Raw genomic sequence first — 13,392 nt, forward strand, 5'->3', positions numbered from 1 at the left:
GGTGAGCCCGGCGCCGCGAAGCGCCCTGGCCCTCTCCACCATTCTCCTACTGTATGCCATGCGGACTCCGTTCCGGACCTCAACGGTCCAACTTTTTGTCCGCAGTCCCGCTTCCATTCTGGGATGTGACTTCCCGATGGGGGCCGATGCGGAAACTGCGTCCCGTTTCGGGTCTTTAAAGCGGGACGCGGCTTCCCCTAGGGAAGCATCTCGTTATTTGCCGTCGTCGTCCTGGGCTTCATCGCGCGCGTAGAGCTCCAGCATGCGGCGGCGGTATTCGCGCACGGCGAGCTTGGCGCGCTCCAGGCGGCGGCGCTCGCGTGGAGTCAGCTTGGACGGGTCGATCTCGTCGCCATAGGTCTTCTCAGCCAGCAAATGAGCGGCGTCCACGATACGGGCATCGATGTGGCCGCTTGCCGCCTCGGTCGAGAGGCGGTCAGCAATGGAATCAAGGGTAGGTATGCCGTCGAGCGAACGCCCATGGCCATGCGAGGTCAAAAGCTCATGCTCGCGCGCGAGCAGGCTCGCTAGGTCGTGGTGAGCGCGCAGGATATCGAGTGCGTCGGCAGGGTGCTCGGCGACCTCTGCCACGGCAGTGGCCGGCGCGGCATCGACCACGCGATAGAAGAGCTGCGCGAGCAGCGGCATCAAGAACACCGTGATGGCACCGGCGGCTACCATAACCGAGGCGACGTCTTGCGACAGCGCGCCTGCGTTGACGGCCACACTCGTCACGGCAACGATGATCGGCAGGGCCGTAGTGCAGTACAGGGCCACGGTAATGCGGCCATACGCCGAAACGTCACGTGTCGCGGGACAAATGCTCATAGAGACAAGGATCGGCACGGCGCGAATGATCAGCAACGCCGCGATAAAGCCCACGAGCAGACCCGGGCGCGACGCCACGGCCGTCAGGTCAATCTTTGCGCCTGACACGGTAAAGAACACCGGAATCAAAAAGCCATAGGCCAGGCCATCGAGCTTGGTCTCGAGCGTATGGTTGCCCTCGGGGATGATATAGCGCAGGACAAAGCCAGCGGCAAAAGAGCCCAACACGATGTCGAGGTCAAAGATGGCGGAAAATGCCACGAGTGTGACCAGGATGAGCACCGTCAGGCGCACGAACGTCTGCGACGTCGTGTCGGCCCGTTCCTCGACAAACGCAAAGAAGCGGCTGCCGACGCGCTTGGAGCGGCTCGGAACCACGGCCAACAGCACACAGACCAGTGCAAACAAGCCAAGGATCACGAGCGTCTGGATACCAGTACGAGCGGAGAGCAGCACCGACATGGCGAGCACGGGACCGAGCTCTCCCCACGTGCCATAGGCAAGGATGGAGTCACCCACACGCGTGCCGGTCAGCGAACGCTCACGCATGATGGGCACGAGCGTGCCGAGCGCCGTCGAAGTGAGCGCCAGCGTCACAGCGATACCGTCGAAATGGCTGACCGAGAACCACGGGGTAAAGCGCACGGCAAGCCAGGCGATGCCAAACGTGACGACCCACGTCGCCATACCGTAGCGTCCCTCGACGCCCGTGATGTTCTTGGGGTCGATCTCAAAGCCGGCAAGCAGGAACAAAAAGGCCAGACCGAGCTCGGACACAAGCGAGACCTCGGCATCTACATGGATGACGCCGAGCATGTGAGGTCCCAGCACCGCGCCGAACACGAGCAAAAAAACCGTCTCGGGAACGGGCTTTCCGGGAATCGCCGATGCGATAAAGGGGCTTGCGAAAGCCACAAGCGCGATGATGGCGAGCGAAACGAATGCCATGTGATGCCTTTCTCTTGTTTGCGCTTCACTGTAGCACCCTCGCCGTCCTCAATACGCCATGAGCTGTCGTATCATAGTGACGTTTACAAACATGTGGCTCAAGGCGACCGCGAGGCTTGTCCCGCAAACCGACCGCTGCCGCATACCGCACCGTACGCCCAACCGATCAGGAAGGCAGGAACCAATGGTCTCTCGTATTTACGTGGAGAAGAAACCCGGGTTCGACGTCGAGGCTCAGCAGCTCAAGGGCGAGCTGACCGAAATTCTCGGCATCAAGGGCATCGAGGCCCTGAGGATCATCAACCGCTACGACGTCGAGGGCATCGACGAGGAGCTTTTCCGCTCCTGCGTTCCGACCGTCTTTAGCGAGCCCCAGGTCGATGTGACCTACGACGAACTCCCCGCAAGCGATGGCGCCGTCTTTGCCGTCGAATTCCTGCCTGGCCAGTTTGACCAGCGCGCCGACTCCGCCAGCGAGTGCGTGCAGCTCATCAGCCAGGGCGAGCGCCCCGCCGTGCGCTCCGCCAAAGTCTATATGATCTCGGGCACTCTGGACGAAGCCGCCATCGAGGCCATCAAGCACTACGTGGTGAATCCCGTCGAGGCCCGCATCGCCTCGCTCGACCTACCCGAGACGCTGTACATGGAGACCCCCGAGCCCCAGCCCGTCGAGGTGCTCGACGGCTTCCGCGAACTCGACGAGGCCGGCCTTGCCGCCTTTATCTCCGAGCGCGGCCTTGCCATGGACGAGGCGGACATCGCCTTCTGCCAGCAGTACTTCCGCGATGAGGACCGCGACCCCACCATCACCGAGATCCGCGTGATCGACACCTATTGGTCCGACCACTGCCGCCACACCACCTTCGGTACCGTCCTGGACGACGTGACAATCGATGACGCCGTGGTACAGCAGGCCTTCGACCGCTATATGGAGATGCGCCACGAGCTCGGTCGCGACGCCAAGCCCGTCTGCCTTATGGACATGGGCACCATCGGTGCCAAGTACCTTAAGAAGACCGGCGTCATGACCGATGTCGACGAGTCCGAGGAGATCAACGCCTGCACCGTCAAGGTGAAGGTCGATGTCGACGGCGAGGACCAGGACTGGCTGTTCCTGTTTAAGAACGAGACCCACAACCACCCGACCGAGATCGAGCCCTTCGGCGGTGCCGCCACCTGCGTGGGCGGCGCCATCCGTGACCCGCTCTCTGGCCGCAGCTATGTGTACCAGGCCATGCGCGTCACCGGCGCCGGCGACCCCACCGTCCCGGTCTCCGAGACGCTCGAGGGCAAGCTGCCGCAGCGCAAGCTCGTGACCACCGCTGCCGCCGGCTACTCCAGCTACGGCAACCAGATCGGCCTTGCCACCGGTCAGGTCAACGAACTCTATCACCCCGGCTACGTGGCCAAGCGCATGGAGGTCGGCGCCGTCGTGGGCGCCACCCCGGCAAACCACGTGCGTCGCGAGTGCCCCGCCCCCACCGACAAGATCATCCTGCTGGGCGGCCGCACCGGCCGTGACGGCATCGGCGGCGCCACCGGCTCCTCCAAGACCCAGAACACCGATTCCATCGAAACCTCGGGTGCCGAGGTCCAGAAGGGCAACGCCCCGGTCGAGCGCAAGCTGCAGCGTCTGTTCCGCCGCGGCGACGCCTGCCGCCTGATCAAGCGCTGCAACGACTTTGGCGCCGGCGGCGTCTCGGTCGCCGTGGGCGAGCTTGCCGACGGCCTGTATGTCGACCTGGACACCGTGACCAAGAAGTACGACGGCCTGGACGGAACCGAGCTCGCTATCTCCGAGTCCCAGGAGCGCATGGCCTGCGCCGTCGCCGACGGTGACGTCGAGGAGTTCATGGGTTATGCCGCCGAGGAGAACCTGGAGGCGACCGTCATCGCCGAGGTTACCGCCGAGCCGCGCATGCGTATGGCCTGGAACGGCGTCGCCATCGTCGATCTGTCCCGCGAGTTCCTCAACTCCAACGGCGCACCCAAGCACCAGGTCGCCCACGTGTGTGCCCGCAGCGTGTGGCAACCCAGCTGGGCCGGCACCACGCTTGCCGAGCGCATGACCTCGCTTGTCACCGATCTCAACGTCGCCTCCAACAAGGGCCTTTCCGAGCGCTTCGACTCCACCATCGGTGCCGCTACCGTGCTCATGCCCTTTGGCGGCAAGACGCAGCTCACCCCGAGCTCTGCCATGGTCGCCAAGTTCCCCGTGGACGGCGAGACCACCACGGCGAGCGCTATGGCATGGGGCTTCAACCCCTACCTGATGGAGGCCGACCAGTTTGCAGGCGCCTACCTGTCCGTGGTCGAGTCCATCGCCAAGCTCGTTGCCGCCGGCTTTGAGCACAAGCGCGCCTACCTCTCCTTCCAGGAGTACTTTGAGCGCCTGCGCACCGAGCCCGAACGTTGGGGCAAGCCCATGGCAGCCGTCCTGGGCGCCCTTATGGCCCAGGTCGACCTGGGTGCCGGCGCCATCGGCGGCAAGGATTCCATGAGCGGCTCGTTTGAGGACGAGGCCGGCGAGCTCAACGTTCCGCCGACCCTGATCAGCTTCGCTGTCGCCGTGGGCCGTGCCGCCCGCGCCGTCTCCCCCGAGTTTAAGGGCCTCACGCACCGCGTCGTTCGCATCGCCCCCGCCACCTACGGCGAGGACTACCGCCCCGATGCCCAGCAGCTGCTCGCCGCGTTTGACGCCGTCGAGGCGCTCACCGCTACCGGCGACGCCCTGGCCGTCTCCACGCCCGGCTACGGCTGCGGCGCCGAGAGCCTCTTTAAGATGTGCGTCGGCAACCAGATCGGTATCGAGCTTGCCGAAGATGTGGACGTGGAGAGCCTCTTCACCCCGCTCTACGGCAGCTTTATCGTCGAGCTCGCCGAGGACGCCGAGCTGCCCGAGGTCGCCGACGGCGTTGTCGTCGAGCCCCTGGGTACCACCGTCGAGGGCTATGTCATCGACACCGGCTCCGAAGTCATCGAGCTCGCCGAGCTCCAGGAGGCCTGGGAGAGCGGTATCGAGGGCGTCTTCGCCTACCGCAGCGCCGGCGAGACCCCCGAGGTCGAGGCCATCGACTTCCGCGCCAAGGATATCCACGTGTACGGCGGCGCCAAGATCGCCCGCCCGCGCGTGATCATCCCTGTGTTCCCCGGCAACAACTGCGAGTACGATAGCGCCCGCGCCTTCCGCGCCGCCGGCGCCGAGGCCGACACCTTCGTGATCAACAACCTCACGCCCGAGGCCGTCGCCGAGAGCACCCACGAGCTCGCCCGCCGCATCCGTGCAAGCCAGATCGTCATGATTCCCGGCGGCTTCTCGGGCGGCGACGAGCCCGACGGCTCCGCCAAGTTCATCACGGCGTTCTTCCGCGCTCCCGAGGTCATCGAGGCAGTCCGCGACCTGCTCAAGGCCCGCGACGGCCTGATGCTGGGCATCTGCAACGGCTTCCAGGCCCTGATCAAGCTCGGCCTGGTGCCCTACGGCGACATCGTCGATGCCACGCCCGATGCGCCCACGCTGACGTTCAACACCATCGGTCGCCATCAGAGCCGTCTGGTGCGCACCCGCATCTCGTCCAACCTGTCCCCGTGGCTGTCGCAGTGCAGTCTGGACGACCCCTACACCGTCGCCATCAGCCACGGCGAGGGCCGCTTTGTCGCCAACGATGAAGTGCTCGCCCAGCTGATCGCCAACGGCCAGGTCGCCACGCAGTACGTGGGCGAGGATGGCAAGCCCAGCATGGATCTCTCCGTCAACCCCAACGGCTCCGCGCTCGCCATCGAGGGCATCACGAGCCCCGACGGCCGCGTCCTGGGCAAGATGGGCCATGCCGAGCGTCGCGGCGACAACCTGTACCGCAACGTGCCCGAGCATGTCCCCGGCGATAAGTTCATGCCGATCTTTGAGAGCGGCGTAGCCTACTTCGCTTAAATACGTTCCCATCGGGTACAATCCCCTCGGGTAACAACACCCGCCACCGGCACACCCGGTGGCGGGTTCTTTTTTTACTTCGCGCATACAGGAAGGACATCATGGAAAGCCGTAAGCCGTATCTCGCCACCCTGCCCGGACTCATCCTGGGCTGCCTCGTCTGCTGCGCACTCTGGGGGTCGGCTTTCCCCTGCATCAAGATCGGCTACGAGCTCTTTGGCATCCCCGCGCACGATAGCGCCTCGCAGCTGCTCTTTGCGGGCTTGCGCTTCACGCTTGCCGGCGCCCTGGTTATCGTTGGGATGAGTGCGGCCCAGCGCTGCCCACTCGTTCCACAGGCTCGCGACATTAAGCCCATCTGCATCCTGTCGCTCTTCCAGACTATCGGGCAGTACTTCTTTTTCTACCTGGGACTCTCGCGCGCCAGCGCCATGTCGAGTTCCATCATCGAGGCCAGCGCCAACTTCCTCGCCATCCTCTTTGCCGCTCTGGCGTTTCGCACCGAAAAGCTCGATGCGACCAAGGTGCTCGGCTGCGTACTGGGCTTTGCCGGCGTCGCATTCGTCAACCTTTCGAGTGCGGACGGCACCTTTGGCTTTACACTCGACGGCGAGGGATTTATCTTGGCTTCCACTATTGCGGGCGCCCTGTCGACCTGCCTCATTGGCATCTTCTCGCGCGAGCATGACGGCGTCTTGCTCGCCGGCTGGCAGTTTTTGGTCGGCGGTTTGGTCCTTACCGCCATCGGGTTTTTGATGGGCGGCGCGCTATTCCCCACCGAAATCGCCCCCGCCATCGCGCTCATCATTTATATGGCGCTCATTTCCGCCGTCGCGTACTCGCTGTGGTCCCGCCTACTCGCCGTCAACCCCGTTAGCCGCGTTTCGGTCTTTGGCTTTATGAACCCGGTCTTTGGCGTGCTGTTGAGCGCGTTGTTGCTCGGAGAGGGCGCTGGCACGAGCCCTGTTACCGTAATTGTGGCCCTGCTCTTGGTCTGCAGTGGCATCATCATTGTCAACAAACCTAAAAAGGCCTAACAAACCACCCCGTTTTGAAAAGGGCAGCTCTCACTTTAGCTTAATGGAGTACACTGTATCTCGTTGATTTCGTACCGAGTCGCGGCGGCAGACGCCGTCTTGCCGTAACGCGCCGGCGACATCGAGGGGATACAGATGCATAAGAAACTGGTTATGGGAAACCAGGCCTTTGCGTATGCCGCGCTTGCGGCGGGCGTTCGCGTGGTCGCCGGTTACCCGGGCACGCCGTCGACGGAACTTGTCGAGACAGTTGCCAAACTCAAGGCCTAAGGTAGTGCCGAGGGTGTCCACGTCGAGTGGTCGACCAACGAAAAAGCCGCGCTCGAGGTGCTGGCAGGTGCATCGTATGCAGGAGCGCGCTGCCTTTTTACCTGCAAACAAGTCGGACTAAACGTTGCCTCCGACCCGCTCATGAGCCTCAACTACGTGGGCATCAAGGGCGGTCTGGTGCTGTTTGTTGCCGATGATCCCGGCCCCATCTCCTCTCAAACCGAGCAGGATACGCGCCGCTTTGCCGCATTTGCGAAGATCCCCGTGCTCGATCCGCAAAATCTGGAGCAGGGTTACGCGATGATGCAAGAGGCATTTGAAATCTCGGAGCGCTACCATACGCCCGTTATCGTGCGCCCCACCACCCGCGTATGTCACGCCTCAACCTATTTGGAGGTACCCGAGCATACCGTCGCACATCCCGCTGGCACCTTTGAGAAGGATCCCAAATGGGTTATCTTCCCGCGCCGTTCGTTTGCCGCCCATGGCGAGGTTAACGAGCGCCTGCCGCAGATTGCAGACGCCTACTCCAGCGGCAAGACTGCAGACGCGTTTAACCCCATCGAAAACCATGGCAATGCCACGCCGCGCCTGGTGAGCTGCCGCGCTCCGAGAAAAAGACGAGGCGCATCTTCGACAGCCGATACTAGTCCCCGAAAGCGCAGAAGGGTCGCACGACCATCGCAACGGTCGTGCGCCCCCTTTTTTAGCGTATCTGGACGCCGACTTTCTTCTTCTCGCGCTTTACGCGGTAGAGCTCCGCGTCGGCAGCACGGAGCAAGTCTTGCCAGGTATCGACGCCATCACCAACCCGTGCGTAGCCGATGGACATCCGCAACAGATACGGAACCTCGGCGCGCGCGAGCTCGTCGTTGATTGCCGCGCACAGATGCAAGATATCCTGCTCCACCATCGCCTTTTGAAGCACCACGAACTCATCGCCGCCATAACGCGCGATAAAGCTACCAGACGCCGAGCAGACTTCTTTGAGCGCAGCAGATATGACCTGAAGAGCATGGTCGCCCTCCACATGTCCATAGCGGTCGTTAATCTGCTTAAAGCCGTCGGCATCCATCACAAGCAGATACACGTCTTCGGCCTGATCCACATTTGAGAAGAGCGACAGTATATAGGTCTCAAAACGGTTGCGATTGTTGAGGCCAGTCAACGGGTCGGTCGAGATGAGCTGCTCCTGGAAGACAATGTAGAGCAGCAATATGCTAATCATTATGCCGACACAAAGGCCGGGCAACGAGTATACAACCTGAAAGGTACCGCCCACCAGGGCCGGAATGGCGAAAAATGCCAAGGTTCGATAGATGGTCTTCGTCTGCAGGCTCTCGACCCTGCGAGATTGCACAAACGCATGTAGGGACGTATGTAGAACGTAACAGTAGCTGACAATGGGCTGGATCATATAAGCAGAGCCGCGACTATACACGCCCTGCGAATCGATATAGAACAGGGCGTGCGTCCAGTAACTGGTAAACGCCAGCACGACCACCAGAATCGTAGGCGACGCTACAAGCACCACCCTATAGCGCGAGGCCAAAAGGCGAGAACCCTGCACCGTCTCGGAATAGATAAACCAAGTGAGACACACGATGGCAAAGAGCGAAAACGAAACCGCGTTGGAAATCCAGTTGACAGCAATGCCCAACGTGCCGTCCACACCATCCAATAGCACCCAGATCATATCGAATAATATGTACGCGGCAGAGGTGTAGCCAAGCATGCTAAACAATAGCTGCTGGGTGCTCGAGAACAAGGAGCGACGACTCCGCACAGCAAGCCCGATAAGAACAATCATGCTTAGCAGGAATATCTCAATCTTGAGCGCCTTAACCACCAGGCCCATCTCCCCATCATCAAACCGACAGCGCTTCTCCGAGCCGCACGCATCACCATAACTCCCCCAATACAGAGGGGAATGAGGGAATAATACCAGAGCGCCCGGGCGCTCTCACGGCGCGAGTTGCACGCCAGCATCATTGATGGGCGCCGATGGCTACTCGCCATCGATGTCGGCCGCGACGGCTTCCTCGATGGCCTCGACACCGGCGGGCGACAGGTCTTCCTTGCCCTGGTAGAACTTCTTATCGACCCAACCGGTCAGAATCGGAGCCATGATTGCCGTGATGATGACGGCGGTGGCGATCTGAGCGTATGCGGCGGGCGCAAGCTCGGCATAGCGCGGCGCGACCTCGGCAAGAGCAACCGGCGTGGTCATAGCCGTGCCGGCGATGGTGGAACAAGCCACGGCGGCTTTGCCGTTACCGCCGCACAGGCGCTCGAACGCAAAGGTGATGGGGCCGACGACAAACAACGTGACAAGGCCCAGCAAGATGCCGGAAATGCCGCCGGTGATAAAGCTCGACAGGCTCATAGACGCACCGAGCTGAAATCCGATGACGGCGATCGCAGGATTGGTGCCGGGAACCAGCAGGTTCTTGATGAACGGGAAGAGGTTGCCCAAAACCATGCCAATCACGAGCGGCAGGATGGAACCGATGATGGTGCCAACGGGAATGTTGGCAAGACCAGAGACACCAAGAATGATCATGGTAACCGCAGGGCCCGCCGTGAAGAACAGGATGCCCACGGCGCCCTGCTCGGACTCGTCGCCAAACTCGCCCATGATGCCCGTGTAGAGCGCCATGTTGCAAAACGTAATGCCGCCGATGATGGAAACCGAGCTCAGGCCCAAAAAGTTGTCGTTAAAGAAATACGCAACGCTCAAGCCCAGCACGGCTGCCACCACAAGCTTAGGAATCAGTACGACGATGCCGGTCTTGATGGCACCCGGCGTGGACTTAAAGCTGATGCCGGCACCCACGAACAACAGGATCGCGGCGACGATGGTATTGGAACCGCCGCGGCAGGCGGCGGTAAAGAAGCCGCCGATCTCGAAGACCTGCGGGCAGAAGGTATTGAGCAAAAGGCCGACGATCATCGGGTAGATCATGATGTCACCCGGAATGCGCGGTACTTTGAATTTCTTTTGCTCGTTGGCGATCGCTTCCTGTGCCATGAAACCCCCATTTCCGCCGACGCAGAACAAAAGCCCACGTCATGCTTTGCTACAGTAAAGTTTGACCATGGTACCAGAAGAAGCAGACCGGCTCGGTGAGAAATCCGATTCGTGGGGCCCGGACGGTAAACGCACCCCACTCCTATACGAGGCTCAAAACGATATAGAGCCCGATACCCGAGACGTAGCACCACAACATCGACTTTGTCTTGATTGCCACCGCAACGACGCCGACAGCCGCTGCGAAAAGAGCAGGCAAATAAAGAGCGATGTGCAGACGAAACCCGCAATAGCGGTGGGAACATCGACAACGGCGCACCTATCGCAACATTGGTAAGCATCACCGGCCAGACGGTTTTAACGATTTTGAGCACCATAGCGTTCCTCGTCCCGACAAGCTTTCCGAGCCGCATTCGACGACATGGCAGAATCATCGCCCGGCGGCAACCGAGTTCACCTACAATTGCCACCGGATCGAAAGACACAGAAAGACACAGCTTTTTAGGAAGTCGTTATGACAGCTATCGATCGAACGGGGGCAATCGCGGCCTTCAGGACCTACACCGATGCCTACGATGCCGCCAATCCGCGTATCGCGCTCAAAATCGAGCATACGTACCACGTTGCCGAGGCATGCGATGCCGTGGCACGCAAGCAGGACTGGTCACCGCAGGACATTGACCTGGCGTGGCTTTGTGGGCTGTTGCACGATATGGGCCGCTTTGAGCAGCTGCGACGCTGGGACACGTTTAAGGATGCCGAGAGCATGAGCCATGCGAAGTTGGGCCTCGAGGTCCTTTTTGGCAAAAACCCTGCAGACGCGCCCGCGGCAACAAGTATCCGCGGCTTTATCGACAGCCCGGCAGAAGACGAGCTCATCCGCGCGAGCATCGCCTATCACAGTGACTTTCGCCTGCCGGCACAACTCGACGAGCGTACACGGTACTTCTGCGATATCGTGCGCGATGGCGACAAAATCGACATTATGCGCACCATCGCCGACAGCACCGTCGACACCATCCTCAAGGTGGATGAGGACGCATTTCTCGCCAGCCACTTCTCGGCGCCGACGTTGGCCGCCTTTGACGAGCACCGCTGCGTCGCACGTGATGAACGCGACGAGCCCGCGGACTACCTGGTAGGACTCATCTGCTTTATGTTTGAGCTCGTCTATCCGGCGAGCCGCGCGCTGGCGCGCGAGCAGGGCGATATCTACCGCCTGCTCGACGCGCCCTTTGGTATTACGCAGCCCTTTACCGACCCCGCCACACAGGCAACCTGGAGCCGTCTTAGGGAAGAGATGCGCGACTGGCTGGTGCGCGCCTAGCGCTCAAGCTGGGCTAGCAGCTCCTCGACGACCTCGACGGCATCACCGACAACCTTGTACTGGGCAGCACCAAAGATGGGGGCATCCGGGTCCTCGTTGATGGCGATAATGCATTCCGCCCCACCGATGCCGGCAAGATGCTGGATGGCGCCCGAAACACCGATACTCACAAGCATCTTGGGCGAAACCGATACGCCCGTCTGGCCAATCTGATGGCGATACTCCAACCAGCCGGCCTCCACGACGGGTCGCGTGCAGCCAAGCTCGGCTCCCAGAGTCTCGGCGAGCCTTCGCATCATCGGCAGGTTTTTCTTGGAACCAATGCCGCGACCCACCACGACCAGGCGCTCGGCATCGGCGATTGAAGCCTGCTGTCCCCACTCCTCGGCGGGAATCGAGATCTCGACACGAGCCTTAGCATCATCCGCAAGTGCTATCTGGGTGATCGTGCCGGAGCGGCCGTAGTCAAAGTCGGGCGCCTTAAAGATGCCGGGGCGCACCGTTGCCATCTGGGGACGATGATTGGGGCAGACGATGGTGGCCATCAGGTTGCCGCCAAACGCCGGACGCGTCTGTTGCAGCAGCCCCGTCTCCGTATCCATCGAAAGCACGGTGCAGTCAGCCGTAAGGCCCGTCTGCAAACGCACGGCAACGCCGGGTGCCAGTTCGCGGCCAAAGGCGGTCGCTCCGTACAGAATGGCCTCGGGCTTGCGCTCTACCACCAAATCGCAGATGAGGCGAGCGTAGACCTCCACATCGTTCTGGCGCAGACGCTCGTCGCGACAGATCAGGACCTCGTCCGCACCGGCGCAAACCAGATGCTCCAGGTCACCGAGAGAACCCTCGGGGCCCATGCCGACCAGCGCCACCAGGCGACAGCCGCGTGCATCGACAAGCTCGCGGCCCTTGCCCATGAGCTCGAAGGCAACGGGAGCCACCGTATCGTGCTCGTCGGTCTGCGCGAATACCCAAATGTCTCGATATGCATCGAGGTCAACCGCGCCGGCGGCCTCGTCGCGCTCGATCGAAATGGCATTGACGGGGCAAGCGTCGACGCACCCGCCGCATAGGATGCAGCCGTCGGTTACGCGGGCGCAACGGTTGGGCCGCTCGCCTTCCACTACGATGCCGCCCGAGGCACAGGCGCGAACGCAGCGACCACAGCCGATACAGGCTTCGCTATCGATAATCAGTCCGCTCATCTATGCCATCCCCTCGATAATCTTGGCAAGTTTCGCCGCCTGCTCGGACGCCGTTCCGTCAACGGCCTCGCACGTTTGGTCGCGGTCGGGCACAAACGATCGCACGACCTGTGTCGGCGAGCCGGCAAGACCGCAGCGCGCGGGGTCGGCGTTCACGTCGGCAGCGTTGACCACGCGCACGTCCGCCTCCTCGGCCGCACGAATACCGGCGATACTCGGCATACGCAGTTGGCCAATCTCCTTGGCAGTCGTCATCGCGCACGGCATCTCAAGATAGACCGTCTCCTCGCCGGCATCGCAGCCGTGAACAAGCGCCAGTGAACCACAGGTCGTAAAGCCCGCACTCTGCACGCAGCTCACGTCGGTCACGCAGGGAATCTCGAAGGCACCGGCAAGCTCGGGACCAATCTGGGCCGTATCGCCGTCCACCGCCATCTTGCCGCAGATGAGCAGGTCGAAGTCCTCGTCGAGTGCCTCGATGCCGCACTTGAGGGCATAGGTGGTTGCCAGGGTATCGGCACCTGCAAAGGCGCGATCGGTTAGCAGCAGTGCGTCATCGGCGCCTCGGGCGATGCAGTCGCGCAATAGCGATTCAGTCGCGGGGATGCCCATCGACACCACCGTTACGCGCACGTCCATGCCAAAGCCGATAAAGTCGTCCTTCAGCGCCAGCGCGCATTCCAAAGCGCTCGCGTCAAAGGGATTAATGACCGCCTGCTTGCCATCGCGCACGATGGTATTGGTCTTGGGGTCCATCTTGACCTCGGTGCTGCCCGGCACCGCCTTGACGCACACCACCATATGGAAATCGCTCATCT

General features: G+C 61.7%; 9 protein-coding genes and 1 pseudogene. 5 read left to right on the forward strand and 5 right to left on the reverse strand.

All coding sequences use genetic code 11. From position 1 onward, the window contains the following. Positions 1–213 precede the first annotated feature (213 nt). On the reverse strand, positions 214–1,776 hold the full coding sequence (locus ACTQ1E_RS05170; RefSeq protein ID WP_427794183.1) for a cation:proton antiporter domain-containing protein: 1,563 nt from the start codon (positions 1,774–1,776) through the stop codon (positions 214–216). Between the two features lie 184 nt (positions 1,777–1,960). Here ACTQ1E_RS05170 and ACTQ1E_RS05175 point away from each other — a divergent pair, with 184 nt between their 5' ends. The 4 genes and pseudogenes from ACTQ1E_RS05175 to ACTQ1E_RS05190 form a co-directional block, all read left to right on the forward strand. Then, positions 1,961–5,707, forward strand: a complete 3,747-nt coding sequence (locus ACTQ1E_RS05175; RefSeq protein WP_441565120.1) for a phosphoribosylformylglycinamidine synthase — start codon at positions 1,961–1,963, stop codon at positions 5,705–5,707. 101 nt (positions 5,708–5,808) lie between these two features. Next, positions 5,809–6,744, forward strand: a complete 936-nt coding sequence (locus ACTQ1E_RS05180) for a DMT family transporter (RefSeq protein WP_441565121.1) — start codon at positions 5,809–5,811, stop codon at positions 6,742–6,744. Positions 6,745–6,879: 135 nt separating this feature from the next. After that, positions 6,880–7,014, forward strand: a complete 135-nt coding sequence (locus ACTQ1E_RS05185; protein WP_441057172.1) for a hypothetical protein — start codon at positions 6,880–6,882, stop codon at positions 7,012–7,014. Between the two features lie 42 nt (positions 7,015–7,056). Then, positions 7,057–7,413 (forward strand): annotated as a pseudogene (locus ACTQ1E_RS05190) (hypothetical protein); the annotation flags it as partial. Between the two features lie 307 nt (positions 7,414–7,720). Here the strand turns inward: ACTQ1E_RS05190 and ACTQ1E_RS05195 are convergent. Together ACTQ1E_RS05195 and ACTQ1E_RS05200 are read right to left on the reverse strand one after the other, a co-directional pair. Next, a complete protein-coding gene (locus ACTQ1E_RS05195) occupies positions 7,721–8,863 on the reverse strand; it encodes a diguanylate cyclase domain-containing protein (RefSeq protein ID WP_441565123.1) in 1,143 nt (380 codons plus the stop codon). A 159-nt stretch (positions 8,864–9,022) separates the two neighbouring features. Continuing rightward, complete coding sequence (locus tag ACTQ1E_RS05200) at positions 9,023–10,045, reverse strand: 2-keto-3-deoxygluconate permease (RefSeq protein ID WP_427719609.1); 1,023 nt, start codon at positions 10,043–10,045, stop codon at positions 9,023–9,025. 514 nt (positions 10,046–10,559) lie between these two features. On the opposite strand from ACTQ1E_RS05200, the gene ACTQ1E_RS05205 reads away from it, so the two are divergent. Next, complete coding sequence (locus tag ACTQ1E_RS05205; RefSeq protein ID WP_441565125.1) at positions 10,560–11,372, forward strand: HD domain-containing protein; 813 nt, start codon at positions 10,560–10,562, stop codon at positions 11,370–11,372. On the opposite strand, the gene ACTQ1E_RS05210 is transcribed toward ACTQ1E_RS05205, so the two are convergent. Further along, the gene (locus ACTQ1E_RS05210) at positions 11,369–12,574 is read right to left on the reverse strand and encodes an FAD-binding protein (protein ID WP_441565127.1); all 1,206 of its coding nucleotides are present in this window, start codon (positions 12,572–12,574) and stop codon (positions 11,369–11,371) included. The genes ACTQ1E_RS05205 and ACTQ1E_RS05210 overlap by 4 nt on opposite strands. After that, entirely contained in the window at positions 12,575–13,390 is an 816-nt protein-coding gene (locus tag ACTQ1E_RS05215; protein ID WP_154517150.1) for an electron transfer flavoprotein subunit beta/FixA family protein, read from the reverse strand. Positions 13,391–13,392 lie beyond the last annotated feature (2 nt).

Origin of the sequence: Collinsella sp. LCP21S3_C7 (genome assembly GCF_052118485.1) — a bacterium.
GTDB lineage: Bacteria > Actinomycetota > Coriobacteriia > Coriobacteriales > Coriobacteriaceae > Collinsella.